Annotated in this window: 27 protein-coding genes; 22 read left to right on the plus strand and 5 right to left on the minus strand. The window is 55.0% G+C overall.

Translation table 11 applies throughout. The annotated features are described in order from the left end of the window. Positions 1 to 2: 2 nt before the first annotated feature. The 4 genes from trmB to ICT70_RS10290 all read left to right on the plus strand — a co-directional run bounded on the left by trmB (position 3) and on the right by ICT70_RS10290 (position 3,736). Complete coding sequence (gene trmB / locus ICT70_RS10275; protein WP_191156255.1) at positions 3 to 692, plus strand: tRNA (guanosine(46)-N7)-methyltransferase TrmB; 690 nt, start codon at positions 3 to 5, stop codon at positions 690 to 692. Next, complete coding sequence (gene truD / locus ICT70_RS10280) at positions 689 to 1,882, plus strand: tRNA pseudouridine(13) synthase TruD (RefSeq protein WP_191156257.1); 1,194 nt, start codon at positions 689 to 691, stop codon at positions 1,880 to 1,882. The genes trmB and truD overlap by 4 nt, the downstream gene beginning before the upstream one ends. 178 nt (positions 1,883 to 2,060) lie before the next feature. Further along, a complete protein-coding gene (locus tag ICT70_RS10285) occupies positions 2,061 to 2,843 on the plus strand; it encodes an IclR family transcriptional regulator (RefSeq protein WP_191156259.1) in 783 nt (260 codons plus the stop codon). 68 nt (positions 2,844 to 2,911) lie between these two features. Continuing rightward, complete coding sequence (locus ICT70_RS10290; protein WP_191156261.1) at positions 2,912 to 3,736, plus strand: alpha/beta hydrolase; 825 nt, start codon at positions 2,912 to 2,914, stop codon at positions 3,734 to 3,736. On the opposite strand, the gene coaE is transcribed toward ICT70_RS10290, so the two are convergent. Then, positions 3,685 to 4,287, minus strand: coding sequence for a dephospho-CoA kinase (gene coaE / locus ICT70_RS10295; RefSeq protein ID WP_191156263.1), 603 nt, complete (start codon positions 4,285 to 4,287; stop codon positions 3,685 to 3,687). The two genes, ICT70_RS10290 and coaE, sit on opposite strands and share 52 nt — an antisense overlap. A 64-nt stretch (positions 4,288 to 4,351) precedes the next feature. Between coaE and ICT70_RS10300 the strand changes: the two genes are divergently transcribed. After that, on the plus strand, positions 4,352 to 5,317 hold the full coding sequence (locus ICT70_RS10300) for a class I SAM-dependent methyltransferase (protein WP_191156265.1): 966 nt from the start codon (positions 4,352 to 4,354) through the stop codon (positions 5,315 to 5,317). Here ICT70_RS10300 and glpK read toward each other — a convergent pair. Then, complete coding sequence (glpK, locus tag ICT70_RS10305) at positions 5,234 to 6,727, minus strand: glycerol kinase GlpK (RefSeq protein ID WP_191156407.1); 1,494 nt, start codon at positions 6,725 to 6,727, stop codon at positions 5,234 to 5,236. The genes ICT70_RS10300 and glpK overlap by 84 nt on opposite strands. A 319-nt stretch (positions 6,728 to 7,046) precedes the next feature. Between glpK and ICT70_RS10310 the strand changes: the two genes are divergently transcribed. The 3 genes from ICT70_RS10310 (at position 7,047) to ICT70_RS10320 (ending at position 11,765) form a co-directional block, all read left to right on the plus strand. Beyond that, positions 7,047 to 8,666: a glycerol-3-phosphate dehydrogenase/oxidase gene (locus ICT70_RS10310; protein ID WP_191156268.1), complete on the plus strand. Its 1,620-nt coding sequence runs from the start codon at positions 7,047 to 7,049 to the stop codon at positions 8,664 to 8,666. A gap of 128 nt (positions 8,667 to 8,794) precedes the next feature. Continuing rightward, positions 8,795 to 10,507, plus strand: coding sequence for an alpha-glucan family phosphorylase (gene glgP, locus ICT70_RS10315; RefSeq protein ID WP_191156270.1), 1,713 nt, complete (start codon positions 8,795 to 8,797; stop codon positions 10,505 to 10,507). Between the two features lie 430 nt (positions 10,508 to 10,937). Beyond that, positions 10,938 to 11,765 (plus strand): alpha/beta fold hydrolase, encoded by an 828-nt coding sequence (locus ICT70_RS10320; RefSeq protein ID WP_191156272.1) that lies wholly within the window; start codon positions 10,938 to 10,940, stop codon positions 11,763 to 11,765. Here ICT70_RS10320 and ICT70_RS10325 read toward each other — a convergent pair. Continuing rightward, entirely contained in the window at positions 11,674 to 12,531 is an 858-nt protein-coding gene (locus tag ICT70_RS10325; RefSeq protein ID WP_191156274.1) for a hypothetical protein, read from the minus strand. The genes ICT70_RS10320 and ICT70_RS10325 overlap by 92 nt on opposite strands. Before the next feature lie 162 nt (positions 12,532 to 12,693). Between ICT70_RS10325 and ICT70_RS10330 the strand changes: the two genes are divergently transcribed. From ICT70_RS10330 to ICT70_RS10360, 7 genes are all read left to right on the plus strand, one after another. Further along, on the plus strand, positions 12,694 to 14,055 hold the full coding sequence (locus ICT70_RS10330) for an MFS transporter (protein ID WP_191156276.1): 1,362 nt from the start codon (positions 12,694 to 12,696) through the stop codon (positions 14,053 to 14,055). 31 nt (positions 14,056 to 14,086) lie between these two features. After that, the gene (locus tag ICT70_RS10335) at positions 14,087 to 14,260 is read left to right on the plus strand and encodes a hypothetical protein (protein ID WP_191156278.1); all 174 of its coding nucleotides are present in this window, start codon (positions 14,087 to 14,089) and stop codon (positions 14,258 to 14,260) included. Positions 14,261 to 14,364: 104 nt separating this feature from the next. Beyond that, complete coding sequence (locus ICT70_RS10340) at positions 14,365 to 14,517, plus strand: hypothetical protein (protein ID WP_191156280.1); 153 nt, start codon at positions 14,365 to 14,367, stop codon at positions 14,515 to 14,517. Positions 14,518 to 14,522: 5 nt separating this feature from the next. After that, positions 14,523 to 14,819: a nitrilase-related carbon-nitrogen hydrolase gene (locus tag ICT70_RS10345; protein WP_191156282.1), complete on the plus strand. Its 297-nt coding sequence runs from the start codon at positions 14,523 to 14,525 to the stop codon at positions 14,817 to 14,819. Between the two features lie 73 nt (positions 14,820 to 14,892). After that, positions 14,893 to 15,267, plus strand: coding sequence for a hypothetical protein (locus tag ICT70_RS10350; RefSeq protein WP_191156284.1), 375 nt, complete (start codon positions 14,893 to 14,895; stop codon positions 15,265 to 15,267). 156 nt (positions 15,268 to 15,423) lie between these two features. Then, positions 15,424 to 15,678, plus strand: a complete 255-nt coding sequence (locus ICT70_RS10355; protein ID WP_191156286.1) for a hypothetical protein — start codon at positions 15,424 to 15,426, stop codon at positions 15,676 to 15,678. Beyond that, on the plus strand, positions 15,624 to 15,908 hold the full coding sequence (locus tag ICT70_RS10360; protein WP_191156288.1) for a PepSY-associated TM helix domain-containing protein: 285 nt from the start codon (positions 15,624 to 15,626) through the stop codon (positions 15,906 to 15,908). Before ICT70_RS10355 ends, ICT70_RS10360 begins: the two co-directional genes overlap by 55 nt. A 47-nt stretch (positions 15,909 to 15,955) precedes the next feature. On the opposite strand, the gene ICT70_RS10365 is transcribed toward ICT70_RS10360, so the two are convergent. Together ICT70_RS10365 and ICT70_RS10370 are read right to left on the minus strand one after the other, a co-directional pair. Continuing rightward, the gene (locus ICT70_RS10365) at positions 15,956 to 16,573 is read right to left on the minus strand and encodes a class I SAM-dependent methyltransferase (RefSeq protein ID WP_191156290.1); all 618 of its coding nucleotides are present in this window, start codon (positions 16,571 to 16,573) and stop codon (positions 15,956 to 15,958) included. Between the two features lie 59 nt (positions 16,574 to 16,632). Then, on the minus strand, positions 16,633 to 17,250 hold the full coding sequence (locus tag ICT70_RS10370) for a cation efflux transmembrane domain-containing protein (RefSeq protein WP_191156292.1): 618 nt from the start codon (positions 17,248 to 17,250) through the stop codon (positions 16,633 to 16,635). 443 nt (positions 17,251 to 17,693) lie between these two features. Between ICT70_RS10370 and hypD the strand changes: the two genes are divergently transcribed. The 7 genes from hypD to ICT70_RS10405 all read left to right on the plus strand — a co-directional run bounded on the left by hypD (position 17,694) and on the right by ICT70_RS10405 (position 26,781). Then, on the plus strand, positions 17,694 to 20,090 hold the full coding sequence (hypD, locus tag ICT70_RS10375; RefSeq protein WP_224746975.1) for a trans-4-hydroxy-L-proline dehydratase: 2,397 nt from the start codon (positions 17,694 to 17,696) through the stop codon (positions 20,088 to 20,090). A 160-nt stretch (positions 20,091 to 20,250) separates the two neighbouring features. Then, entirely contained in the window at positions 20,251 to 21,159 is a 909-nt protein-coding gene (locus ICT70_RS10380) for a glycyl-radical enzyme activating protein (protein ID WP_191156294.1), read from the plus strand. Between the two features lie 77 nt (positions 21,160 to 21,236). Further along, positions 21,237 to 22,559: a hypothetical protein gene (locus ICT70_RS10385; RefSeq protein ID WP_191156296.1), complete on the plus strand. Its 1,323-nt coding sequence runs from the start codon at positions 21,237 to 21,239 to the stop codon at positions 22,557 to 22,559. Beyond that, complete coding sequence (locus ICT70_RS10390; protein ID WP_191156298.1) at positions 22,552 to 23,481, plus strand: DMT family transporter; 930 nt, start codon at positions 22,552 to 22,554, stop codon at positions 23,479 to 23,481. The genes ICT70_RS10385 and ICT70_RS10390 overlap by 8 nt, the downstream gene beginning before the upstream one ends. Further along, positions 23,465 to 24,337: a DMT family transporter gene (locus ICT70_RS10395; protein ID WP_191156300.1), complete on the plus strand. Its 873-nt coding sequence runs from the start codon at positions 23,465 to 23,467 to the stop codon at positions 24,335 to 24,337. Before ICT70_RS10390 ends, ICT70_RS10395 begins: the two co-directional genes overlap by 17 nt. A gap of 213 nt (positions 24,338 to 24,550) precedes the next feature. Continuing rightward, on the plus strand, positions 24,551 to 25,342 hold the full coding sequence (locus tag ICT70_RS10400; RefSeq protein ID WP_191156302.1) for a cytochrome C: 792 nt from the start codon (positions 24,551 to 24,553) through the stop codon (positions 25,340 to 25,342). A gap of 92 nt (positions 25,343 to 25,434) precedes the next feature. Beyond that, positions 25,435 to 26,781: a cytochrome c biogenesis ResB family protein gene (locus tag ICT70_RS10405; RefSeq protein WP_191156304.1), complete on the plus strand. Its 1,347-nt coding sequence runs from the start codon at positions 25,435 to 25,437 to the stop codon at positions 26,779 to 26,781. The last annotated feature ends 107 nt before the right edge of the window (positions 26,782 to 26,888 follow it).

A 26,888-nucleotide genomic window follows, 5' to 3' on the forward strand; every position in this document is an offset into this window, starting at 1 on the left:
CCATGTCTCAACGAATGATCCTGATCAACTCACCGGTATTTGTCCCCGAAACCAGCTTAAAAAAACGGGGGAACTGTTCCTCACTTTTTCCCCACCAGCGCCCGCTGGAACTTGAAATCGGCTGTGGCATCGGCGATTTTATCGTCCAGATCGCCGCCCGGCGCCCGGAACATAATTTTCTTGCTATCGACATTTTCAATCAGGGGTGCCGCTCGACCTGCTCCCGGGTTGAAGAATCCGGTCTTGATAATATCCGCGTCATGCGCATGGAGGCTCGCTATTTGATGCACCAGTATCTCGATGGCAATAGCCTGCGGGCGCTTTACATCAATTGCCCCGATCCCTGGCCGAAGAAACGCCACCGTAAACGGCGCCTGGTGAATCCCGAATTTATCCATCTCGCCCTTTACTGTCTGGAGGACAACGGCATCCTGAACTTTTCTACCGATTTCACCGATTATGGCGAAGAGGTAGCGGATCTGCTCACCTGCGATCCGCGGCTGGAAAACCTGAACAAGGCCCCCTACACCAACGACCTCGGAGAGTACCCGGTCTCAAAATACATGCGCCGCTTCCTTGATCTGCAGCAACCCATTTATCTCTGTTGCTATCGTAAAAAACCGGGACTGACCATCACACCACCAGCCATCAGTAAAGGATTTCGCATCCCCTGGCCACAGGAGGAAGCATGACATTTGTTACCGCCGACCTGCCCGGCATTGGCGGCAGCTACAAAGAAACTCCGACCGATTTTGAGGTCGAAGAAATCCCCCTCTACCCGTGCTGCGGCAGCGGCGAGCATCTGTACCTGTGGATCGAAAAAAGTGGAATCAGCACCTCTGAGCTGATCAGTCGTCTTGCGCGGAGGCTCCACCTGAAGGAAAACGATATCGGCTATGCCGGTTTGAAGGACAGTCGGGCGTTGACCCGCCAGTGGCTCAGCATTCCGGCAGCTAAGCATTCACACCTGGACCATCTCCACCTGGACAATGTCCGCATCCTCGATACTCAGCGTCACACCAACAAACTGCGCCTCGGCCATCTGGCCGGCAACCGTTTTTCCATCTGTTTACGTCAGCTGAATCCCGGAGTCGCTCCTCAGGCTGACGCCATTCTGGCGGAGCTTCATCGCTGCGGAGTACCCAATCGCTTTGGTGAACAACGCTACGGCATACTGGGTAACTCTGCGCTATTGGGCCATTTGCTGCTGACTGGTGACCATCAGGAGTTTTGCCGCGAACTGCTCGGTGATCCGCAAAAGATCGGCCATCCCGGATGGAAAAAAGCAGCACTGGCCTACCGCCAACAAAGGTTAGAAGACGCTCTCAACGCGCTGCCCGGAGCCATGCGTCTCGAACAACGACTGATTCGCGACCTGCTGCAAGGGAAAAACCATCAACAGGCCGTTTACCGGCTACCTAAACAGCGCCTGCGCTTTTTTCTCTCAGCGCTGCAGTCGCGTTATTTTGATCAATTGCTCGAGACACGGATCGGGGCTCTGGGGGAACTCAAAGACGGAGACATCGCCTACAAGCATATCAACGGTGCCTGCTTCCTGGTCGAAACGGCAGAGCAGGAACAGGCGCGCGCCGACAGTTTTGAGATCAGTCCCACCGCACCCTTATTCGGCCACAAGGTCATGCTGGCACAAGGTGAACCGGGAACCGCTGAGGCAGCGCTGCTGAACCGCTCAAACCTGACCCTTGACAGTTGGAAACCGGCGCCCGGCCTGGCCATGCCGGGAGAACGCCGGCCGTTACGAGTGCCGCTGGAACTGCCAAAAATCGCCGGCGCGACAGATGACAGCCTGACCATCGAATTTGCCCTTCCCAAGGGAAGCTATGCGACCAGTGTGCTGGCAGAACTGATGAAAACGCCATAAGTTTCACCTGCAGCCATCTTCCTTATAGACAAAAGTAAAACACCATTCTATACTTTCGGATCACAGTGATGGTATTTTTATAAACAATCCGATAGTCGTTGACAGTTTTTTATCACAGGTCTAGAATCTTCGAGCCATTTTAGGTAGTGATAACAGAAAAAACAGAGGTGTTAATACCATGGTCAAAAAGGACAAATCAGAATATATCATCCAGGCCGTCTCCCATGCGCTGGATCTGCTTGAGCAGTTTCATGAGGACGTCGACGAACTCGGCGTAACAGAACTGAGCAAGCGTCTGAAACTCCATAAAAACAACGTCTTTCGCCTGCTCGCCACCCTTGAGTCACGGGGCTACATTGAGCAGAACAAGGCGACGGAAAATTATCGTCTCGGTCTAAAGGCCCTTGAGCTGGGACAGACCTTCATCCGCCAGATGGGGTTGTTGCGCCAGGCCAAACCGATTCTCGAACAAATGGTTGAGCAAAGCAACGAGACCTCCTATGTTGTCATCTACAAAGACCGTCACGTTGTCTACCTTGATGTGGTCGAAACCAACCTGACCGTTCGCGTGGTATCGCGGGTTGGTTCACGTCTACCGGCCTACTGTACCGCTGCCGGCAAAGTCCACCTGGCCTTTATGACCGACGAGGAGCTTGACGAGCTGTTGCCGCAGATTAATTATGTTCAACATACATCCACCACCATCAGCAGTCCCGAAGCCATGCGCAAAGAGCTCCAGCAGGTCCGTGAACAAGGCTATGCCTTCGACGATGAGGAGCTCGATCAAAGCGTTCGCTGTCTGGCCGCGCCGATTCGTGACTATACCCGACGTATTGTTGGTGCGATCAGCGTCTCCGGGCCAACCATGAGGGTTTCCAACGAGCGCATCCAGAGCGAACTGACCCCGCTGGTACTTGAATCGGCCAGAGAGCTGTCGACCCGCCTCGGCTTCCCGGGCTGATGGATCTCGACCACAATTAACCGAAGGCCCCTTAACGACAGGGGCCTTTTTTTATGAGGGACCCCCCCATGAGCTGGATTGCAGAAGAAAGGGAACGGGCCCGTAAGGACGGCGTCCATCACCGTGAGAATTTTCCTTTTCTGCTGACTCCGGAGCAGCCCAACGGCCAGGCGGTAGTCTTGGTCCACGGCTTTGGTGCTACCCCCAGGTCGATTTTTCCGGTGGCCAGGGCCCTTTACCAGGAACGCTACACTGTTGCCGGGGTGCGACTCCCCGGCCATGGCACCAGTCCTGCCGACCTGAAGCGGCGCAAGGCAACTGAATGGATCACGGTGGCTCGCTCTGCCTATGATGCCCTTGCGGCTGACGGCCTCAAGATCAGTGGTGGTGGCTTGAGTACCGGTGCCCTGGTTGCACTAACCCTGGCCTCCCAACGGCCACTGCACAAACTGCTGCTATTTTCCCCTTTTCTGCGACTGCGGCATCACCTTGCCCCCTTTGCCGGTTTTTTAAGCTTTTTTGTGCCTTACCAAAAGAGCGCTGTCGGTCAGGCCGAGAGTGATTTTTATTACAGCCGGCGGCCGTTAAAGGCTATTGGCGAGATTAATCGTCTGCTGCGAGACATGCCCCACATTCTGCCGCAGATCAAGGCACCGACACTGGTGCTGACCTCCACGGGCGATGCGACCATTGCTCCCGGCACCGCCCTCAAGCTCTATGAGCGCCTCGGCTCTCCCGATAAAATACTTCACACTTACGGCAACAATGTCCCTCATGTGCTCACAACCACTGAAAACCCCGAACTCAACGATGTACTGCAACGCTGCCTTGACTTCATGAATCAGGAGTTCAGCAATTCCCCCATCAACAATGGCCAGAGTTCTTCAATCTGAGCAATGGTTTCTGCGCGACTGGCGGAATTGTCGACCAGGTAATCAGCGCGGGCAATCTTCTGGTCCTGCGGCATTTGGGCTGCGATTCGTTGCCGCGCACTCTGTTCATCAAGTCCATCTCGCTCCATCAAGCGGGCCAGTTGCACCGCAGGGTCGATGGTCACCAACAGCACCTTATCGACCCGCGTTTCGGCACCCACCTCATAGAGCAGTGGCGCTTCATAAATCACCAGTGGGGCGGTATCACGCAACTGCTGCAGGCGCTGCACTGATAATGCGGCAATCGCCGGATGAATAATGGCGTTTAAGCGTTCGCGCGCTGACGGATCAGAAAAAACCAGGGCACCAAGATATTCTCGATCCAGACTGCCGTCAGCCTTGAGTATCTTCTCACCAAAGGCAGCAACCAGTTGCTCCAGCACCGGACTGTCGGGCGCCACCACCTCACGCGCCAGCTGATCGGCATCCACCACCGGCGCACCGCGCCGCGCCAGTTCACGGCAGACCGAACTTTTACCTGAAGCGATATTGCCGGTTACACCAAGAATCACAACACCTCCCCTGATTCAATTTTACCAATTGACACAAATACAAATTTTATGATCAATCATATCTATGCCAACCTACCAGGATCCCTTCAGCCGTTGTAAACTGTGTGGCCAGGACGGCAGCACCCCGACCTATCGCCTTGACAAAGGGGAGATCTACCGCTGCCCCCACTGTGATTTTCATTTCCTGAACCAGCTTGACGGTAACGTCGACGCGGAAGATGCCGGGTTGAGTTCCGCCGGACGCCGTTATATTGAATCCCGCGTTGCAGAGGGGGAACATCTCCACCCTTTGCGCCTGCGCCTGGTGCAACAACATTGCTCGATTGACAAGGCCATGACCCTTGATATCGGTGCCGGCCTCGGCCAGTTTGTCCGGTTGATGCAGCAGCAAGGAGCAACGGCGCTGGGGATCGAGCCAAGTACCTTGCGACGCGCCTATGCCCTTGAAGCGTACGGACTGGAGCTGGATCACCGGCTAGCAGATGGTGGCTACTGGCAGAACGGACATTCCCAGTCCTTTGACCTGATCACCCTGTGGGATGTGATTGAACACGTCGATGACCCACGCTCAACCCTGGCTGCAGCGGCAACCTTACTCAAACCCGGCGGCCTGATCTGTCTTGATACCCCCGATCGCGAAGTGTTCAGTTACCGGCTCAGCCAGATCGTCAATCGCTTGAGCAGTGGCACCCTCCCTTTGTTTTTCAGTCAGTTTTACTCGACCGTCCGCTATGGACATAAACAGATTTTCACCCGCCGACAGATCACCGAACTGCTGCAGGACTGCGGCCTGGTTCCAGCCCCTGTCCACCTTGATGGCCCGGCCAAACGCGCCTTCTCCGGCAAAATTGTCCTCACCGCCCGTAAGCCCACTCCCCACTCCCCACTCCCCACTCCCCACTCCCCACTCCCCACTCCCCACTCCCCACTCCCCACTCCCCACTCCCTAAGCCCTCTCACTAGCAACGCGAGATACCGCGGCCTGCCAGCCTCGCAACAATTCTGTGCGATCATTTTCTTTAATCTCTGAGCTAAAACGAGCAGCACATCGCCAGTTCTTTGCGGCAGCGCTCAGGGACGGCAACAGCCCCAACTGCACTGCCGCTAGCCAGGCCGCCCCCAGGGCGGTGGTTTCGGTGTTGTCCGGACGCTCCACCGGCATATCGAGCAGATCGGCAAGAAACTGCAGAAACCAGTCATTGGCGGCCATGCCGCCATCAACCCGTAAGGTCCAGGAGCCGGTAGCAACATCTTTTTTCATCGCCGTCATCAGATCGACAGTCTGATAACCCACCGATTCGAGGGTTGCCCGGGCGATCTCAGCGATCCCGGTGTCACGGGTCAGACCGAAAATCGCGCCCCGCGCATGAGGATCCCAGTGAGGGGCACCGAGCCCGGTAAAAGCCGGCACCATATAGACCCCGCGGTTGGACGGCAGAGCAGCTACCAGCTCTTCGATGTCTTTGGTTTTGCGGATCAGCTTAAGCTCATCGCGCAACCACTGAATCGCCGCTCCGGCGACAAAGATTGATCCTTCCAGGGCGTAACGGGTGTCGCCATTAATGCGATAGGCGATGGTGGTCAGCAGACGATGCTGTGAACTGCACGCCTCCTTGCCGGTATTCAGCAGCATAAAGCAGCCGGTTCCATAGGTACTCTTGATCATTCCCGCATCAATGCAGCCCTGACCAATCGCCGCTGCCTGTTGATCTCCGGCAACGCCACCAATCCTTAGCGCCGTTCCAAACAATTCCGGATCGGTTGTGCCGAAATCATCAGCACAGTCTTTGACCTGGGGCAGTACCGCAACCGGAATCTGAAGCAATGCCAGCAACGCCGCATCCCATTGCAACTGATGAATATTGTAAAGCATGGTGCGCGAGGCATTGGTGACATCGGTAGCGTGCACGCGTCCGCCGGTCAGCCGCCACAACAAGAAAGAGTCGATCGTTCCGAAAGCCAGCTCACCGGCCTCGGCGCGCGCCTGTGCACCCGGCACCTGATCGAGAATCCAGCGTAATTTGGTGGCGGAGAAATAGGGGTCGAGCAACAGTCCGGTCGCCCTGGTTACCTGCTCCTCATGGCCGGCGCGGCGCAAGTCATGACAGAAGTCAGCGGTGCGTCGATCCTGCCAGACGATGGCATGATAAACCGGCTCTGAGGTGGTACGATCCCAGACCACCGTGGTTTCACGCTGATTGGTGATACCGATTCCGGTCACCTGAATTCCTTTTTGCGCCGCCTGCGCCAGCACCTGACGACAGACATTGACCACCGCCTGCCAGATTTCTTCCGGGTCGTGTTCAACCCAGCCATCAGCGGGATAATGCTGCTGCAGCTCCTGCTGGGCAACAATATCACAGTGCCCGGTTACCGAAAAAAGCATCGCCCGGGTACTGGTTGTCCCCTGATCAATAGCCAGGATATGGCCTGCACTCATGGTCACCTCCGTTATCTGCTCGCCATCGGCAAAGATGATGGCGTCGCAAAAACTCACCAACTGCTGCGTTGCCGCCATCGTTTCACTGCTTCGACGTACATAAGTACGCCTCATTGTTCAACAATGGCGCGCCTTGCATTTGGCGCTTTTTGCATAGCCATCCAAGTAAGATGCTGTTTGCGAAAGCATCTAAGATAATTTGATCGATGAAAATTGTTCTGGTTCCATGTAGTGTATAACATTGATTGCCGTTGTGCATCACTCTTATGGCGATCAACCGGCAAGAGCCAGAAGCGGCCAGACGACTCGAGAGGAGACCATGAAAAGAGAAGAAATCCTTTCCCGACTGCAGCAACAGTCCCGTTACGATCTGCTCGTCGTCGGCGGCGGCGCCAGCGGTTGTGGCGTGGCCCTCGATGCAGCCAGCCGCGGCCTGAAGGTTGCGCTGGTTGAAAAAAATGATTTTGCTGAAGGAACCAGCGGGCGCAGCACCAAGCTGATTCATGGTGGCGTCCGCTATCTGGAAAAAGCGATCAAAAGACTCGATCGCAGGCAGTACAATCTGGTCAGGGATGGCTTACGCGAGCGTGCCCTGCTGCTACAAAATGCCCGCCATCTGTCCAATCGCCTGACTCTGGTTACCCCTATCTACAACTGGTTGGAGGTGCCTTATGTGTTTGCCGGACTCAAGCTCTACGATCTGCTGTCCGGCAAACACCATATCGGTCACAGCCGTCTGCTCAGTCGAACTGAAACCCTCAGACGCTTTCCCATGCTCAAGGCCCATGGTCTCAAAGCAGGGGTCCGATACCATGATGGCCAGTTTCACGATGCCCGCATGGCCCTTGCCATCGCCCTGACCGCCCAACAGCAAGGAGCAACGATCATCAATCATATGGCTCTGACCGGCTTGGTCAAATCAGCCGGCGCCATTAACGGAGCAACCCTGACCGATCAATTAACCGGTGACACCTTGTCGTTAAACTGCACTGGCGTCATCAACGCCGGTGGTCCCTTTGTCGATGACATCCGCAGGCTGGATGACCCGCAGGGGTCCCCGCTGCTTACCACCAGCAGCGGGGTTCACATTGTCCTCGATCAGCGCTTTGCCCCCCCGGATACCGGCCTGATGATTCCTGAAACCGAGGATGGCCGGGTGCTGTTCATCCTCCCCTGGGAAGGACATGCTCTGATTGGCACCACCGATGAACCCGCGACCTTAAGTGAACACCCGCGACCTCTTGATACGGAAATCGATTACCTGCTGCGCCATGCCCGCAGCTATTTTGACCTGCAGATTGAGCCCAGCGACATCAAAGCTACCTGGTCAGGGCTACGCCCACTGGTGGCCAACCCGACAGCCGTCGACACCGCCGCTCTGGCACGTGACCACATCCTGCAAACCAGCCCGTCCGGGCTGGTGACCCTGGCCGGTGGCAAATGGACGACCTACCGTAAAATGGCCCAGGACACCGTCGATTATGCCATCAACTATTTTTCTCTTGATCCGGCAATAAAAGGCTGTCAGACCGCTCATCTGCCCCTGATTGGCAGCAGCGATTTCGAGCTGCTTGGCGGCACCGAACTGGTCGAACGCTTTGCCCTGAATGAAGCAACCGCCAGCTACCTTAACCGCTGCTATGGTGACCAGGCTGATCAGCTGCTGGAAGTGGGGCGCAGCACCGATACCCTGCGCCCGCTGGTTGCCGGCCATCCCTTTCTGGAGGCGGAAGTAATCTATGCGGTACGGTTTGAACTGGCGCAGCGGGTCATCGATATCCTGGCACGGCGCACCCATCTGGCCATGGTAGATACCCGCGCGGCACGGCAGGCGACACCACGGATCCTTGAGCTGATGGCAGCAGAGCTGGGCTGGGATCTGAAGCGTTGTGACGAGGAGGCAGAGCGCACAAACCGACGGCTGAATGAAGGGATTTGAACTCGGTCAGTGCAGCTATCGAAGCGGAAGGGTTTGAGGATCACCGGCCTTTTGATATTCTTAAGCAAAGACGAGCTATGACTCCGAGGGTTGATGCGTTTTTATCCTGAACAGAGCAAGGAGCCTTCATGGAACGGCGTAATATCTACATCCAGAATCAACATATCGCGTATTTTTCCATGGAAATCGGTCTGAATGCCGACATCCCCACCTACAGTGGCGGTCTTGGTGTTCTCGCCGGTGATACCATCAAAAGTGCTGCAGATCTCAATATCCCGCTGGTAGCCGTAACCCTGTTATACCGCAAAGGCTATTTCCGCCAGGAGTTTGACCCGACCGGCTGGCAGCATGAGCACGACATCGACTGGAAACCGGAGCGCTACCTGCAACTTCTCCCCCACAAGGCATTGATCAGCATGGAGCAGCGCGATATCAAGATCCAGGCTTGGCTCTACCGGGTTAAGAGCCCCGCCGGTGGTGAAATTCCGGTGCTGTTTCTTGATACCGACATTCCCGGCAACGACGATCAGGATCGCCACCTCACCGATCACCTGTATGGCGGTGATCAAACGCTACGGCTCAAGCAGGAAATTATTCTGGGGATCGGCGGCGCCCGCATTCTGCAGGCGATGAACTTCTCGATCAAAAAGTACCACATGAACGAAGGACATGCGAGCTTGCTGACCCTGGAACTGCTTAACCAGACCCGTCAGAATCTGGGTGACAATTCCGATGATTTCAGCAGCACCAATATCCGTGAAGTCGCTGAGAAATGTGTGTTTACCACCCACACCCCGGTTCCGGCGGGCCACGACCGTTTCCCCTACGATCTGGTGGAAAAGATTATGCCGAGAGATATCCCCCTGGCTACCCTTAAAAAGTTTGCCGGCGAGGAGGACCTCAACATGACCATGCTGGGGATGAACCTGAGCCGTTTTATCAATGGCGTTGCCAAACGTCACGGACAAATCTCCCAGGACATGTTCCCCGGCTTTCAGATTCATGCGATCACCAACGGTATCCATCCCTACACCTGGTGTTCCCCCTTCATGGTCAGGTTGTTCAACCGTTATCTGCCGGGCTGGGCCAATGAACCGGAACTGCTGGTACGAGTCGATACCATCTCGGACGATGAGATCTGGGACGCACACTGTGGTGCCAAAGCCTTGTTTTTTCAATATATCCATGAGCAGACCGGGACCCAGCTCGACCCCGAACTACTGACTATCGGTTTTGCCCGGCGCGCTGCCACCTATAAACGGGGCGATCTGATCTTCAGCAATATAGAGCGACTGCTCGATATGGGCGCCGGCAAGCTCCAGTTTGTCTTCGGCGGCAAGGCCCACCCTCAGGATAACGAAGGGAAAAAGGTCATTCAGCGAATTATCCAACAGGCGGAAAAGATGCGTGGCAAGATCGCCCTGGTGTATCTCGAAAACTACAACATGGACACCGCCGCCCAGTTTATTCCAGGCGTCGACTTATGGCTCAACAACCCCATGCGTCCCCTTGAAGCCTCGGGCACCAGTGGAATGAAAGCCGCCCTCAATGGCGTTCCCAACTTCAGTGTCCTCGATGGCTGGTGGATTGAAGGACATATTGAAGGAGTCACCGGTTGGGCCATCGGACCGGCTCCGCACGACGTTAAGGATGACAGCAGCCATGCGGATAGAGATCTTGAAGATATGTATGATAAACTCGAACGGGTGATTATCCCATTGTACTACGATAATCATCCCGGTTGGGTTCGGGTCATGAAAAACGCCATCGGCAAGAACGCCTATTACTTCAATACCCACGTGATGATGAGGCGCTATGTCACCGAGGCCTATATCCACTAGCCATCATGACTGAGAAAAATACAATGTCATAATAATCGAAATCGGGATCGAAATCGGGATCGAAATCGGGATCGAAATCGGGATCGAAATCGGGATCGAAATCGGGATCGAAATCGGGATCGAAATCGGGATCGGCATTTTTTTGCCTTTGCTTTCGGTAATGTTCAGCGGTATTGGCTGCCTCCCTCGTAACCAATTGTTTCGTGCCGCCCGATGGATGTAACAGGGTATCCCGGTTTCTCGTATCAAAGTGGTACTTTTATCGATTTCGATTTCGATTTCGATTTCGATTTCGATCCCGATTTCGATTTCGATTTCGATTTCGATTTCGATTTCGATTTGGATTTGGATTTGGATTTGGATAAAGAAACTGCCACAACCGGGCGTTCAATATATAGTTACAGGACATCCCTTTAAGCAGGAGTATCTGATGTTGCTCTACCGAATCTTGCTGCTGCTGGCAGTTGCCAGTTTCTCCGTCGCCTGTGTTCCCAAAGCGCAGATCCCTGTGCCCGTTCTTGAGTACGGTCAGATAGAGGACTCAGGCAATACTGATCTGCTGATTTTTCTGCGCGGCATCGGCGGTTCCCACACCGACTTTGAACGTTTTGGTCTGATCGACCAGGTCAGAGACCGAGGCCTGCCAATCGATATCGTCGTTCCCAATGCCCACTATGGCTACTACAAAAGTGAATCTGTGGTCGATCGGATCAAGGAAGATATTATCGATCCGGCCCGCCGGCAGGGCTATCAGCGCTTCTGGCTGGCGGGATTTTCCATGGGCGGACTGGGCAGTCTTTTTTATATCAGGGAGCATCCGGAGGATATCGAAGCCGTCATGCTGGTCAGTCCATTTATGGGCTGGGGAACAATCCGCCGTGAAATCGACACAGCCGGCGGCATCAGAAACTGGGATGCTGACAGCAGCGCCATCGATAACTGGCAGATCCTCATCTGGACGTTCATCCAGGACTACATCGCTGCGCCCGAAAACTACCCCCCGGTGTACCTGGGCTACGGCATCACCGACGGGGTGACCAAAAACGGTCCGTCACTACTGGCCGATGCCCTGCTTGAGCAACGCGTCTTCTCCATGCCGGGAGGACATAATTACACAACTTTTCAGGCGCTGTGGAGCAAGCACCTCGACCGGATGGAGGCGAAGTTCAATGCCGTACCCCTCGCAACCGCTGTACCAATAGCCACAGCAGATAATAGAGAACCACTATCAGCACAATCAGAGGTAAAGCCGGAATAAAAATCTCTCCGGCGTGGGCCAGCAAGATCGCCAGAAACAGGGCAACAACAGATACCGGCAGATAGCGACCATGATTTTTCTGCTCCGGCTCGCCGGCCGGCCCGATGAGGTTGTCATTGATCCGGTAACGCCGTGCCACAGCGGCAAAAAAGACAACGATGATCCAGTCGGAAATGCCAAAGACCGGCACCAACCCGCTCGCCCCCGGATAGGTAAGTTTCACCAGCACCATATCGATCAGGGGACGTGGTCCTTCCGGAGCCCGATAATAGGCTTCGATCTGGCGGGCAAAGTCCGCTGTCGGTCCAACTGCCCAACTTGAAAAATCGGCCAAGATCATAACCAGGGCAAGGGGCAGGACCTCCCATAAACGCTTGACGTAGCGCGCCAGAATAATCCCGACCAGGGTTCCGCTGAAAAGCAGCAATCCGGTCTTGAACGCGTCTATCAACGGCTCCCAAAAGCCGCCAACCGGCAACTGATGAGCCAGCCGGATCAGCGAAGCCAGGCCGACCAACCAGAACAGATAAAAACCACGGGTGCGTTGTTCAGGTTCCAGCAGCAACGCCGGCAGCAGCATTTGCACCGCTAGATACAGCTGCACAAAAATAAAAGCCGCCGACCACCAGTAAGATGGCGACGACAGCTGACGACTGAGGAGCCAGAGTCCTGCCACGGCACCACTCCACAGGAACCAACCGCCGATCAGCAGTATCAGCAAACGACGGTTCGTGATGCTGAAGCTGAAAAACCGACGTGACATCATGTGCGGCCCGATCCTTTTTACCAAAGCAACGATTGAGTTCCCACTTTTCACAGGGTCGATGGGTGGCCCCTTGCTGAGCACCAGGGCCCAATGCAATAATGATAATGGATCGTCTACTACCCGCCAGGGGATTGGTCACAGCATGCACAAGCAGCGTGTCATATGCAAATAAATACCGGCCCTTCTTCGCCTTTTGCGATCCGCAATATCCGCCTTTTTATCCTTTTTCGGGTATTGTTCAATGCCCGTTTCTACTATCCAGTCTTTTCCATTCTGTTTCTCGATTTCGGCCTCAGCTTGTCACAGTTTGCCATCCTCAACGCGGTCTGGGCAGCAACCATCGTGCTCTGCGAAATTCCATCGGGAGCCCTGGCAGACAGTATCGGTCGCCGCAACCTGCTGGTTTTTGCTGCCTGCCTGATGGTGCTCGAGATCGCTCTGTGGGCTTTTGTTCCCCGCGGCAATATGACCTTGTTATTCTGGGTTTTTGTCCTCAACCGGATTCTTAGCGGCATGGCCGAAGCGGCGGCCAGCGGTGCTGACGAGGCGCTGGCCTACGATAGTTTGCAGCTGCAGGGGAACAGTGAGGACTGGGGACGTGTTCTGGAACGGCAGATTCAGTTCCAATCGGCCGGCTTTGTGATCGCCATGACCCTTGGCGGCATCCTTTACGACCCCAACCTGCTGCAACGATTGTTCGACTGGGCCGGCCTGGCGATCATCATCACCAGTGAAACCACTTTGCGCCTGCCGATCTATCTGACCCTGATCAGCGCCGTTCTGGTATTACTGACAACCCTGGGGATGCGCGAAGTAGAAGCAACGCAGGAGGTTGCGACAGAAGACAACCAAACCCGCCTGCGCAGTACCTTTTCGTTGATCTGGCAGGCCGGTCGGTGGATTTTCAGCACCCCTTTTGTTCTTGCCGTTATGCTGTTCGGCTTGCTGGGAGACAGCGTGGTCAGGATGCTGCTGACCATGTCGAGTCAGTATTATCGCATTATTGATATCCCTGCCGCCCTGTTTGGCGTGATCGGATCGTCGGTTGCCTTGCTCGGATTTGTCGTCCCCGGTCTGGCGCGGCGTTTAAGTGAGCACCACCGCCCGGGTTTTAATCTCATGGTCACCGCGGGACTGATCCTGATCGGATTAACCGGGCTCTGCTTTGTCTGGCCCTGGTATGGCCTGATCCCCGCCGTGCTGTTGTTCAGTTGTATGTACCTGATCAGCTTTTTTCTGAGCTATTACCTCAACAAGGCCACCAGTTCCAGCCGGCGGGCCACCGTCTTGAGCTTCAAGGGGCTTTTTCTTAATCTTGGCTATGGCGGGATCGGCCTGCTCTATGCCCTGCTGCTGAAATTCCTGAACCAGCGGGTCGCATCCCAACATCCTGAAATCACTGAAGAGGGTCTTAAGAATCTGGTCTTTGCTGCATCCCTCCCCTGGTTTGTCGGCTACTTCCTCTGTTTGCTCCTCATTCTTGTGCTGCTGTTTGCCCGGACAGGAGCGATAAAATCATCGTAACTATTTAGCTGCTATCCTTCGCGCAGGGCCCTTGGATCATGTGGCAAGGGAGTTTGTCGCCATTCTGCTGGCCGGCACGACCAACACCCTGGTCAAAGGGATCCTCTTTGCCGTTATTGCGGGATTCAGACAGCACCTTGTTCTTCTTTTATGGATGGGGGCAGCTATCATTGCAGGACTACTGATGGCGGCCCTGATGCTCTAACCCTCAACCGATAACAGCCACCCCGCCCCTAGATTGAACACTTTCAGCACAATCCTGATGCCACAGGAGTGACTTTAGATCAACTTGTCGGTTAGTATCAAATCATGACCACTCTATCCCGAATCACAAACCAGCTGCTGGCGCGCGCACTGAAACACTTGTATGCCATCGATATTCCCGGCACCATTGTCGACCTGTCCTATGTCTGGCGGCGGCATAATTTTAACGACCCACCGCTGCACAACAGCAAGGAATAGATGTCGTGCGTGTTGTCTGCCTGCAACTTAATTCTCAGGACGATGTTGACAGCAACCTTGAGACGGTCGCCTGCCTGCTGGAAGAGGCCGCCGGGCAGAATGTGAAGCTGGCAGTTCTGCCGGAAATGTTCGCCTTCATGGTGGTCGCGCAGGCCCAAAATGATTCACTGGATGGGGAATTAATCATGGCCGACCTCAGCCGGGAGCGTCTTGACAGCATCAGACAACAGCTTCCAGCGTTACAGCATCGGCGTGCGGATCTTTTTCTGCCAGACCACCAATCTTGCCTATCCCCGCAATAACCATCTCCAACCATTGGCAATAATATATTTTTTTGCTACCCTGCGGCAGTCTCCCACTCGTTAAGGATATGCCATGATCTCAATCGAAAAATTTCAGCTCTACGCCCTGATGCTGTTCAGCGTTCTAAGCTCATTTTTATTTGTTTTTTACACCGTCAATGTCTATTTCAGCGACAGCGCCACCACCTGGCTCAAAGGCTTTGCCTACGTCACCGGCGGTTACGGGCTGCTCAACATCTACGTACTCAGCTGGGCCTGGAACAGCCGCAGTGACTGGTCGGTCAAAGCCAACATGCTGCTGGCCGGCTGCTTTCTCGGTGTGTTTATCATGAATGCCCTGCGCGACAGTTTTTACGGTGGATTGACCGGCGTCGCTGCAGTGATCGTGCTGGCGGTGGTGCTGTACATGAATGTGCAGGCGGTGAAGCAAGTCTGCAGGCGGGATTAACTGACACGGTGGGACATAAAAGCTAGTGAAAGACATTCCTCCCAAAAACCGATGTGACAACTTCCAGACCCGGAGCATAGTATCCGGCGATTTACCTACTCATTCCGTCATAATAGCTTCTCGCAGGTTGTCATGACTCAACACAGGAGAAAACTGATGAAAAGTTGGCTTGGCGTCATGTTCGTGCTGCTGTTCGTCGGTCTGTTTTCATCGTCGCTCCACGCGCAATCGTTTGGCGAACCACTATCACTTAAAGAAACAACATCCATCTCCGCGATACTTGAAAATCCCGATAGCTTCGTTGGCAAGACCCTGCAGGTCAGAGGATTGGTGGTTAATGTCTGCACTTCGCGTGGTTGCTGGATGTCGATGGCCGGGTCATTCAATTCCACCTGTCGACCGGGGTCGTAGAGTACGAACGTGCGCAAAGGCGCCCGGTCTGGCACGCCCTTAATTACATCCACCTTAACCATGCAAAAAAAGCCTGGACGTGGATCGCTGATGTTTATGCGGTTGGCTTGATCCTGTTGAGCCTGACCGGTCTCGCTCTCCTGCCCAAAGGTCAATTCAGGGTGCGCTGTCTTGTCCTCTCCATCATCGGCGTCTTGATCCCGATCATTCCGCTGCTGCTGTATTATTGACCCTGGATCACACCCCAAAAAAGATCAATAGGCGGCTCTACCATTGATTAACGCGATACCGCGACGCCCCAGAAGTTGTAGCTGACCGGCCGCCACCCAGATATGTACATGCTGTCCAGGTTTGTGATCCGGAAACCACCGGCCTCGATTTCGGCAGGGATAGCACGATTCAAATGACAGCCGCCACCTATCCTCTTCCAGAGGGGATTAATCCGTTCCTGCCAGCGACGCACAGAAGCATCGGGCGCCTCGCCGTGCTCACAAAACAGAAGTTCACCCCCTGGTCGCAGCACCCTGCGCATCTGCAAAAGGGCAGGGAGAATGTCGGCAATGGAGCACAGGGTGTAGGTCACGACCACGGTATCAACGCTGTCATCCTCCAGCGGGATTTCAGCGCCCGATAAGCCGATAAAATCTACCTCAAACGGAACTGAACCTGCAACCCGGCGGGCCATGCGAATCATCGCCGGTTCAGGATCCAGACCCCAAACCTTGCTGACCCTCGTCGTGTCATAGTACGGCAGATTCAAGCCGGTACCGATGCCAATCTCAAGCACCCGGCCACGGGCATGAGGTATCACCTTTTCACGCTGACGCCTTACCTGCCCCATATTACAGGCACAATGAACGGCTTTGGGGAGGATAAATCTGCTATAAAATCCCATGCTTTTCCCTGCGTTAAAAAAATGCAGCGATCCAACAAAACCCGCTTTGCTGGAGTTGCCTAATCCTGGAGCTGATTGATCTGGACCAGGGATTTTCGGGTAATGATGAGGCCGGACCTGAGCAGGTACAGGAACAGAATCCCACCGAGCAGCATGTCAGGAACCCAAGAGTGGAAATACCAGACCAGCCCGGAGGCAACAATAACCGAGGAGTTGGTAACAATATCATTACGCGAACAATGCCAGACCGATTCCATATTCAGGTCATCATTGCGATGCCGCCACAACAACCCCAGACAGACGAGGTTGGCAACCAGAGCCGCAACCGCAAAGCTACCCATCACCTGATAGACCGGAATCTCCAGGGTGTACCACTTCACCCCCAGGCTGACAATAACAGCGACAGCCCCAAGCAGGATCAACAGCCCCTTAAACAGTGACACCTTTGCTTTTTGCAGCGAGCTTTTGCTCACGGCCCAGATACTGACCCCATAGGTGATTGCATCGCCGAGGTTATCAAAGCTGTCGGCAAAGAGTGCTACCGTACTCCCCCAGATTGACCCGCCAACCAGGACAAAAAACATGACAAAATTGATGCACAGAACGATCCACAGCGTTCTTCTCTGAGCCGCAGAATCAACCTGAATCTCGCATCCCGAATCACAACAACCGGCCATAAGTCTCCCCGATAACTGTTATTATGTCTCACCTGAGCACGCGCAAAGCCCTAACAGAGGCCAGAACTGAATGAAGATTTCCGACTATTTTTATCACCTTTATTTTTTACCATAGAGCCGACCAAGGCACAATCGGCACCTTATCCTTCATTATAGTATTGAAATGTCATAACGCATAAAGGATACCGATCGTAGGTAAAAAAGCCGACCAGAGGACAGGTCTTTAGTTATTTATGGATATTTTATTCATATATGAATTTTTATCTTATCATCCCTTCCTGCCAAAAACCGCTTCACACCACTTAACCACCTGTTTTTTCAGTAGCCTATAAATTCGGTTTACCTTGGCACCCTCCTTGCTCATCCACTTTGGACCATGAATTTGCTATAGTGAGATGAGCCTGACATCGGGTTCGACCATTAATAGACTACGGGAGAACATCATGACCCTTTCCAGCACCCATACCGTACCCCCCGGCATGAATCCACGCATTCAGCGCCTGCGCAAACTGAGCGTTGATACCGAGCCGAGTCTGTCGATTGAACGGGCCCTGCACGAGACGGCTTTTTACCGGGAAAACTACGGAAAATGCTCGATTCCGGTGCTGCGGGCGCTGAACTTTTACGATCACTGCAGCAAGAAAAGCATTTACATCGGCGACGACGAACTGATTGTCGGTGAACGGGGGCCAAGGCCGAAGGCGGTGCCGACCTTCCCTGAACTGACCTGTCACAGCGTCGAGGATTTCCACGTCCTTAACACCCGCGACCAACAGCGCTATACCATCAGCCAGGAGGATATCGATACCTATGCCCGTGAGGTGATCCCCTACTGGCAGGGGAAGACCATCCGTGAACGGATCTTCGGTCATGTGCCCGGGCACTGGCGCGACATGTACGAAGCCGGTCTGTTCACCGAGTTCATGGAACAGCGGGCACCGGGTCATACCGCGCTGGACGGACAAATTTATCGTAAAGGGATGCTTGATTTCAAAAACCAGATCAACTCTGAAATTGAACGTTTGGATTTTCTGAACGACCCCGAAGCCACTGATAAGCTTGAAGAACTCAAAGCCATGGAGATTTCCTGTGACGCGGTGATCCTGTTTGCCAAGCGGCACGCCGATCTGGCCGAACAGCTGGCCGCCACGGAAAAGGACCTCCAGCGTGTCGCCGAGCTGAAAACCATCGCTGCTGTCTGTCGCCGGGTACCGGCCCATGCGCCCCAAAGCTTCCATGAAGCCATCCAGATGTACTGGTTTGTCCATCTGGGCACCATCACTGAACTGAACGGCTGGGACGCCATGAACCCGGGGCACTTTGACCAGCATCTGGCCCCCTTCTACACCGCCGGACTCAAAGAGGGCGGCCTTAGCCGCGAGCAGGCCAAGGAACTGTTGTGCTGTTTCTGGATCAAGGTCAACAATCAGCCGGCACCCCCCAAGGTCGGCATCACCGCGCGGGAAAGCGGGACCTACAACGACTTCACCAATATCAATATCGGTGGCATCACCGGTGACGGACGCGACGGCGTGAGTGAAGTCTCCTACATCATGCTCGAAGTGATTGAAGAGCTCCACATCCTCCAACCGGGAAGCTCGGTTCATATCAGTGCCAAAACCCCCGACCGCTTCCTCGATGCCGCCTGTCGAGTCATCCGCCAGGGGCACGGTTATCCGTCGATCTTCAACCCTGATGTCTATGTGGTCGAGCTGATGCGTCAGGGGAAATCCCTGCAGGATGCCCGCGAAGGGGGGTGCAGCGGCTGCATCGAGGTTGGCGCCTTCGGCAAGGAAGCCTTTGTTTTGACCGGCTACCTCAATGTGCCGAAAATCCTCGAAATTACCCTGAACAGCGGCGTCGATCCTTTAACCGGCAAACAGGTTGGACTGACCAGCGGTGACCCGCGCAAATTCACTGACTACAACGAGCTTTATGCGGCCTTTGTCAAACAGCTTGAGTACGTTGTCGATACCAAGATCCGCGTCAGTAACTACATCGACCGCATGTTTGCCAAATACGCGCCGGCACCGTTTTTGTCGGTGGTCATTGAGGACTGCATCAGCAAGGGGCGCGACTACTACGACAGCGGCCCGCGCTACAACACCAACTACATCCAGTGCACCGGCCTGGGTACCGTCACCGACAGTCTCGTCGCCCTCAAAAAGCATGTGTTTGAAGATGGCACCTTCACCATGGAACGGGTACTTTCCGCCGTGGCAAACAACTTTAAAGGGGAAGAATTCCTGCGGCAAACCATCATCAACCGCACCCCCTTCTTCGGCAATGACGATGACTACGCCGATGCTATCGCCGTCCAGGTGTACCATGACCTGCTCGCTGCCATCGACGGCAAACCCAACAGCAAGGGGGAGAGCTTCCATCTCAACATGCTCTCGACCACCTGCCATATCTACTTCGGCAAAATGCTGGGTGCCACCCCCAACGGGCGCTTTGCCTTCAAGTCCATCTCCGACGGCACCTCGCCGTCTCACGGCGCCGACACCCACGGCCCTTCGGCGGTCATTCGCTCCCTGACCAAGTTCGACCACACCCTCTCCGGCGGCACCTTGCTCAACCAGCGCTTTCTACCCAGCCTGCTCACGCGCGATGAGGATATCAAAAAGCTCGGCCAACTGGTCCGCAGCTACTTCACCCTCGGCGGTCACCACATCCAGTTCAATATCGTCGATACCGATACCCTCAAGGCGGCACAGGAACATCCGGAAGAATACAAAGACCTGCTCGTGCGTATGGCCGGCTACAGCGATTACTTCAACGATATGAATGCCGATTTGCAGCAGGAAGTGATTGAGCGCACGGAGAATGAGAGTTTTTAAGACCTTTGTGCCACCAAGACGCCTAGAGCACCAAGAGGGACAACACCTGAAAACATCTCAATTGGCGGATCAGGTATGGCCTTAACCCCAAAAAGCCTGAAAACGACTTTCTGGGTGTCCTTGGAGCCTTGGTGGCTGATTTTTTTTGAGTATAAACAATATGCCGAAACCCCTAATTTTCGACATCAAACGTTACGCCATCAATGACGGCCCCGGTATTCGTCTGGCCATTTATTTCAAGGGCTGTTCATTGCGCTGCGTCTGGTGCCACAACCCGGAGAGCATTGCGCCGCAGGCACAAAAACTCTATACCCCCGAGCGGTGCATTAGCTGCGGGGAGTGCGTCAAGATCTGCCCACAGCAGGCTCTGGAGATAACAGCACAGGGAATTCGCACCGACAGCAAGCGTTGCACCCTCTGTGGCAACTGCACACGCGTCTGCCCGACCAGGGCGATGGAAATATCGGGCGAAGAGAGGTCCGTTGATGAACTGATGAGAATTATTGAACGCGAACAGCATCTGTTTGACCAGTCCGGTGGCGGAGTGACGGTGTCCGGCGGGGAACCTCTGCTCTATCCTGATTATCTGTTTGAACTCTTTGATCGCTGTGGGGAACGAATGATCCACCGCGCCATTGATACCGCCGGGCACGTCCCTGAAAAAATCCTGCTTGCAGCTGCAGAGCGCACCGACCTGTTTTTATTTGACCTCAAACTGATCGATAGCCAACGTCACCAGCGTTACACCGGCGTTGACAACCGCCTGATCCTCTCCAACCTGCGCCTACTTGCCGCAACCGGAGCACCGATTCAGATCCGCATCCCCCTGATCAAGGGGATCAATGCCAGCGACCAGGATCTTCAGGCTTTTGCCGCAACGATCTTAAGTTTACCGGGCGAAAAAAAGTCTGTTGCCTTACTGCCCTACCATGCTATAGCCGTCCACAAATACCGCAAGCTGGGATCACCCTACCAGGAGGATGCGTTGCAACCGCCTGAGCAGAAAGATCTGGACCGCGCCATTGACTGCTTTTCCCAACACGGACTAAGTGCCTCGGTTGGTGGGTAATATTTTCATCTAGCCATCGAACCCTGTCGGTTTAGAATCCCGACCCCGTGACCCAGACAAGCTGAACGCATCTAAACATGACCCAAACCCCGCAAATCGCAACCTATCCCCAAATCTTCCGTTTCTGGCTGCCGCTGGCCGCCACCTGGCTGATGATGGCGGTCGAAGGTCCTTTTATTGCCGCCATCATTGCGCGCATGGGGGCCGAAGCCGTTAATCTCGCCGCCTATGGTGTTGCCTTCGCTTTTGCCCTGGTTGCCGAAGCGCCGGTGATCATGCTGCTCAGTTCCGCCACCGCCCTGTGTAATGATCGCATCAGTTACCGACGTCTGCGCCATTTTTCGATTGCCTTAAGTCTCGCGGTGACCCTGGCCCTGGCCCTGTTTCTGCTCCCCCCGGTCTATGATCTGGTGGTGCGTTCCCTCATCGGTCTGCCGGCGGAGGTTGCCGATCTGACCCGCACCGCCCTGTTTTTTCTGCTCCCCTGGCCCGGCGCCATCGGCCTGCGGCGTTTTTATCAGGGGGTACTGATTGCCGATCACAACACCCGACGGATCGCCCTGGCCACCATGTTTCGCATCAGCTTCATGGGCGCAACCGCCATCTTCTGCTACCTGACCACATCCATCAGTGGGGCGATCATCGGTGCCTTGGCCCTGTCGAGCGGCGTTGTCGCCGAGGCCCTGATGACCCGGGTTCTGGCCCACCAGGCGGTTGCTGCGTTACTGGCAAAAGAGCCGTCACCGGGCGCTCATATCCCCAGCTATCGTGACATCGCGAATCATTACCTGCCCCTGGCCCTGACCCCCTTGATCGGTTTGTCCGTTCACCCGATGGTGACCCTTTTCTTAAGCCGTGCCCCCAATCCGGTGGAATCCCTGGCAGTCATGCCGGTAATCTATGGGCTGACCTTCGTCTTTCGCGCGGTTGGTCTTTCCTATCAGGAGATCGCCATCGCCCTGCTTGGTGAGAATAAAGACAACTATCCCAAGGTTCGCAATTTTGCCGTCATGCTCGCGGTCGCCACCGGTGGTTGTCTGACCCTGATTGCTTTTACCCCCCTTAATCGTATCTGGTTTGAAGAAGTTTCCGGACTCACCCCGACCCTCGCTGCTTTTGCCGCGACCCCACTGCAAATCATGGCCCTGTTTCCGGCGTTAACGGTGTTCATCTGTTTCCAACGCTCCATCCTGATTGTGACGCGCCTGACCCGACCGGTCTCCCTTGCCACCGCGGTTGAAGCAGCGGTTATCTTCTTGCTGATGTTTGTCGCGCTGCTATACTTGCCCCTGGCTGGAGCCACGGCAGCAGCCGGCGCTTATGTGATTGGCCGACTGGTTGCTGTTGTGCTGCTACAGCGCCCCGTCGGCAGACAAATTGTTAAGGAATATCATGGCTGATCCAAACTCCACCCGACCCTCTTCCTACTCCCCGGCAGCCGGCCCCTGGTTGGTTCTGGGCGCAGCCATGCTGTGGGGCACCACCGGCACCGCCCAAGCTTTTGCCCCAGCCGGCTATGATTCCGCAGCCATCGGCGCCCTGCGCCTGCTGGTGGGTGGCATTGCCCTGCTGCTGCTCACCATCTACCGTGGGGAATTAGGCTCTTTTCGTGATTGGCAGCTGCGCCCCCTGCTGCTGGCAGCCCTTTTCACCGCTACCTACCAGCTGACCTTTTTCAGCGCTGTCGCCAAAACCGGGGTTGCCGTAGGTACCGTTGTCGGTATCGGCAGCGCCCCTATCGCCGGTGGCTTGCTGGCGCTGATCTTTCGTGGCGAAAAACCGGGAAGACGCTGGTACGCTGCCACCCTGCTGGCAATCTTCGGCTGTATGCTCTTAGGCTTCAGCGGCGGCGATGTTACCGTCGACCCCTTAGGCGTGGCCCTGGCTATCTGTGCCGGCGCGGCCTATGCCGGCTACACCCTGATGATTAAAGGACTGCTGGAACATCAAAGCCCCAATGCCGTGATGGCGATTGTCGTCTGTCTCGGTGCACTGATATTATCGCCGGCATTATTCAGAATTGACCCGGAATGGATGGTGCAGCCCGGCTCAATCCTGGTGATCCTGCACCTGGGACTGGCGACCATGGCCCTGTCTTACTGGCTGTTTGCCCGCGGCCTGCAGACCGTCGCCGTCGGCAGTGCCGTTACCCTTTCCCTGGCCGAGCCGATGACTGCGGCATTACTGGGCATTTTTGTTCTTGGCGAGATTCTCAATCTGCAGGCGGGTCTCGGCATTGGCCTGATATTTTCGGGATTGGCCGTTCTGGTAATCCGCCGCCGCTCAGCCAAGCCGGGAATACCTCATGAATCAGCAGCGTAAAGCATTGCTGTTCGGTCTGGCGGCGGTCCTGCTGTGGTCAACCGTAGCCACCGCGTTCAAGCTCTCCCTGCGCCATTTCACCCCGATTGAGCTGCTGCTCTACTCGGGGGTATTTTCAACTGCACTGTTGGGTATGATCCTTCTGTATCAGGGCAAAATTCGCCTGGTCTTCCAATGCAGCCGCCAGGAATACCTGCTCTCGATTTTTCTGGGATTTTTAAGTCCCTTCCTTTATTACCTGATCCTGTTCAAAGCCTACGAGCTGCTCCCGGCCCAGCAGGCCCAACCATTGAATTATACTTGGGCCATCGTCCTGTCCCTGCTGGCGGTCCCCCTGCTCAAACAACAGATCCGCTGGCAACAATGGTTGGCCCTGGTCGTCAGTTACTGCGGCGTGGTGATCATCTCGACCGAAGGCAATATCCTCAGCCTGAAATTCACCAGCCCGTTAGGCGTGACCCTGGCGCTACTCAGCACCGTTGTCTGGGCTCTGTACTGGATTTACAATACCCGCGACCAGCGTGACCCGGTGGTTGCCCTGTTTGTCAACTTTCTGTTCAGCTTCCCCTTTGTTCTGGGCTACTATCTGCTGACCAGCGATCTGCGCCGGCCGCCACTGGAAGGGCTGATGGGCGCGGCCTATGTCGGCACCTTTGAGATGGGGGCCTGTTTTGTCCTGTGGCTGATGGCGATGAAACTCACCGACAACACCGCCCGCATCAGCAACCTGATTTTTTTGTCCCCCTTTCTCTCGCTGATTTTTATTTATTTTCTCCTCGGTGAGCAGATTCTTGCCGCCACCTTCATTGGCCTGGCCCTGATTATTGCCGGTTTGCTCTGTCAACGACTGCGCTAACAATCATTCGCCATTTCCCCAGTTTTTTTTGGTATGCCATGGAGCAATCTGGTGATTTCACCAGCCTCCCATTTGACGCCTTTTGCTCAACACTCCGATTTATCCTTACTTTTCCACAACACTCCGGATGGTCTGTTTATTGCAATAATGCGACTGCTGTTCAACTGCTATTTTTAATGTTGTCATTTTTTTATGTGCACAAGGGAGGTTTTCATGTTCATTACGCGTATATCCTGTCAGCTCCTGCTGCTGTTTCTGTTGATGCTGACACTGCTGGTCGCTGCCGGTTCCCCACTGCTTGCCGCAACCCTTGAGGTGGATGATTGCATCAAGTGTCACAGCCTCGAACCACAGCAGATTGCAAAAGATGGTGCTGCCCACCAGTTTGCTATCAATTGCCTCGACTGCCACGCCCGACATCGCCCGGTCAACGCCAACAACATTCCTTCCTGCGCTGACTGTCATGCCGGCAGCCCCCACTATGAACTGATCAGCTGCAGCGGCTGTCATAACCCGCATAAACCATTGAAAGTCACCTTGACCGGCGAACTGACTACCGAGTGCCTGACCTGTCATGATCAGCAGGGCACCGAGATGACCGCCAATCCGAGCATGCATGCTGACGTCTCCTGTAACTTCTGCCATGCCGATACCCATGGCTACACCCCGGACTGTACTTCCTGCCACCAGCCCCACTCGGCCACCATGGCAGAGACTGACTGCGCGGTCTGTCACGCAGCCCATGAGCCGACGGTGCTGGCCTACCCGGACACCACCGCAGATATGCTCTGTGCTTCCTGTCATACGGCAGCCCTGAACGAATTGCGCTCGAGCCCGAGCAAACACCGCGATATCAGCTGCGCCACCTGTCACAGCGACAACCACCCGGCTGTCGCCTCTTGTACTGATTGTCACGGCAAACCCCATGCCAGCGGCATCCATGATCGTTTCCCGCTCTGTATGGATTGTCACAATACCGCTCATGATTTGGACAACCTGCGATAAAATGGCGTTTATTCTGCTCATATAACGCTGTAATCGGGGTGGTCTTACGACCACCCCATTTTTTTGCGTGATCAAAGGATAACCGACGCACCATGCCCAATACGCTCAAACGTCTCTGGCGTTTTTTTGCATCTGTACCCTTTGCCCTGCTCATTCTCCTTGTGCTGGCGGTCACTTCCATCATCGGCACGCTGATCAAACAGGATCAGGAGCCGAACTACTACCTTGAGACCTTTGGCGAAACGATCGCCGGGCTCCTTGACACCCTGCAATTCACCAGCATGTACAGTTCCTGGTGGTACCTGCTGTTGCTAATGATCTTTGCCCTTAATCTGCTGATCTGCAGTATCGATCGCTTTCCGACCACCTGGCGGCTGATAACAGCTCCGCCGGCGCCGCCTGATACCCGACAGCGGAATACTGCCGGCCCTGAGCGAACCATCACCAGCCCCCTGACCGCGATCCACTGTACAGAACAGCTACAAGAAACCCTGATGCGGCATCGTTGGCGCGACCTAGTGGAACAACAAAGCGCAGAGGGTCAGCTGATAACCGGCCAGCGCGGCAAGTGGAGCCGCTTAAGCGTCTATGGAGTTCACTTAAGTATTCTGATCATTCTGGCGGGAGCTGTTATAGGTGGTGTGACCGGTTTTAAGGCCTACGTATTTCTGCCGGAGGGGCGATCAACCGAGGCGATTTTTCTGCAGGGCAATCGTCAACCAATTGCCCTTGGGTTTACTCTGGCCTGTGACCAGGCCCAGGTGAAGCGTTATGCTGATGGCAGTGTCAGTGAATACCGCGCCGACTTACGCATCGTCGATGCGCGCAACAGCACCAGCTATGAGCAATCGGTTATCGTTAACCACCCGTTAAGCTATGACGGCATCAACTTCTATCTGGCCGAATTTTATCCGCTGGACGAATACTACGTTGTCATCAGCAACCTGCAGACGGGCGCACAGCAGGCCTTTCGCGCGCCTCCCCATGAGGTGTTCAGCTGGCCGGAGACACAGGTCAATATTGAACTGGCAGAATTTACCCGCAACCCTGAAGGCTATGTCCAACTGGCTCGGATCCGCTTTGCCGCCGGTGAAAACACCCCGGCAGAAGACTTCTGGGTCCGCAACCATCAGAGCATAACCTTTGCCGGGAATAATCAGGAATATCAGGTGAGTGTCAGCCAGCTCAGCTCGGTGCTGCTGCTGGCCAACAAGGATCCGGGGGTGATGATTGTTTACAGCGGTTTTATCCTGATGCTGATCGGACTACCCTGGTGTTTTCTAACCTCTCATCAGCGCATCAGGATCACTATTACCAAGCAAAAGACCGGCTGCCGGATCGGCGTTGACGGCAGCAGCAACAAACACCACCAACGCCTGGAAAATCAGCTGGATGACCTGACCAGCGAGCTGAGGGCAACAGCGCAAAGGGGGGAATAATCGTATCTGTTCAGCACCGGATCGGGGTTCCTATGTCAAGGGATGCATTTTCGTCATCCCTGACCGCTTTTTGTCGCCGTCCATGGAGACAAACACCCTTGCCACAG

This window comes from Pelovirga terrestris (assembly GCF_014773365.1).
Taxonomy (GTDB): Bacteria; Desulfobacterota; Desulfuromonadia; order Desulfuromonadales; family Geopsychrobacteraceae; genus Pelovirga; species Pelovirga terrestris.

Bases quoted from the DNA above. Each gene is read 5' to 3' on its own strand.
- ICT70_RS10395 (WP_191156300.1), top strand. From the start codon at position 23,465: ATGAATCAGCAGCGTAAAGCATTGCTGTTCGGTCTGGCGGCGGTCCTG.
- ICT70_RS10370 (WP_191156292.1), bottom strand. From the start codon at position 17,250: ATGGCCGGTTGTTGTGATTCGGGATGCGAGATTCAGGTTGATTCTGCG.
- ICT70_RS10340 (WP_191156280.1), top strand. From the start codon at position 14,365: ATGACCACTCTATCCCGAATCACAAACCAGCTGCTGGCGCGCGCACTG.
- ICT70_RS10400 (WP_191156302.1), top strand. From the start codon at position 24,551: ATGTTCATTACGCGTATATCCTGTCAGCTCCTGCTGCTGTTTCTGTTG.
- ICT70_RS10285 (WP_191156259.1), top strand. From the start codon at position 2,061: ATGGTCAAAAAGGACAAATCAGAATATATCATCCAGGCCGTCTCCCAT.
- ICT70_RS10290 (WP_191156261.1), top strand. From the start codon at position 2,912: ATGAGCTGGATTGCAGAAGAAAGGGAACGGGCCCGTAAGGACGGCGTC.
- ICT70_RS10385 (WP_191156296.1), top strand. From the start codon at position 21,237: ATGACCCAAACCCCGCAAATCGCAACCTATCCCCAAATCTTCCGTTTC.
- hypD (WP_224746975.1), top strand. From the start codon at position 17,694: ATGACCCTTTCCAGCACCCATACCGTACCCCCCGGCATGAATCCACGC.
- glgP (WP_191156270.1), top strand. From the start codon at position 8,795: ATGGAACGGCGTAATATCTACATCCAGAATCAACATATCGCGTATTTT.
- ICT70_RS10390 (WP_191156298.1), top strand. From the start codon at position 22,552: ATGGCTGATCCAAACTCCACCCGACCCTCTTCCTACTCCCCGGCAGCC.
- ICT70_RS10325 (WP_191156274.1), bottom strand. From the start codon at position 12,531: ATGATGTCACGTCGGTTTTTCAGCTTCAGCATCACGAACCGTCGTTTG.
- ICT70_RS10355 (WP_191156286.1), top strand. From the start codon at position 15,424: ATGAAAAGTTGGCTTGGCGTCATGTTCGTGCTGCTGTTCGTCGGTCTG.
- ICT70_RS10330 (WP_191156276.1), top strand. From the start codon at position 12,694: ATGCAAATAAATACCGGCCCTTCTTCGCCTTTTGCGATCCGCAATATC.
- ICT70_RS10365 (WP_191156290.1), bottom strand. From the start codon at position 16,573: ATGGGATTTTATAGCAGATTTATCCTCCCCAAAGCCGTTCATTGTGCC.
- ICT70_RS10380 (WP_191156294.1), top strand. From the start codon at position 20,251: ATGCCGAAACCCCTAATTTTCGACATCAAACGTTACGCCATCAATGAC.
- truD (WP_191156257.1), top strand. From the start codon at position 689: ATGACATTTGTTACCGCCGACCTGCCCGGCATTGGCGGCAGCTACAAA.
- ICT70_RS10310 (WP_191156268.1), top strand. From the start codon at position 7,047: ATGAAAAGAGAAGAAATCCTTTCCCGACTGCAGCAACAGTCCCGTTAC.
- ICT70_RS10405 (WP_191156304.1), top strand. From the start codon at position 25,435: ATGCCCAATACGCTCAAACGTCTCTGGCGTTTTTTTGCATCTGTACCC.
- glpK (WP_191156407.1), bottom strand. From the start codon at position 6,727: ATGAGTGCAGGCCATATCCTGGCTATTGATCAGGGGACAACCAGTACC.
- ICT70_RS10300 (WP_191156265.1), top strand. From the start codon at position 4,352: ATGCCAACCTACCAGGATCCCTTCAGCCGTTGTAAACTGTGTGGCCAG.
- trmB (WP_191156255.1), top strand. From the start codon at position 3: ATGTCTCAACGAATGATCCTGATCAACTCACCGGTATTTGTCCCCGAA.
- ICT70_RS10320 (WP_191156272.1), top strand. From the start codon at position 10,938: ATGTTGCTCTACCGAATCTTGCTGCTGCTGGCAGTTGCCAGTTTCTCC.
- ICT70_RS10350 (WP_191156284.1), top strand. From the start codon at position 14,893: ATGATCTCAATCGAAAAATTTCAGCTCTACGCCCTGATGCTGTTCAGC.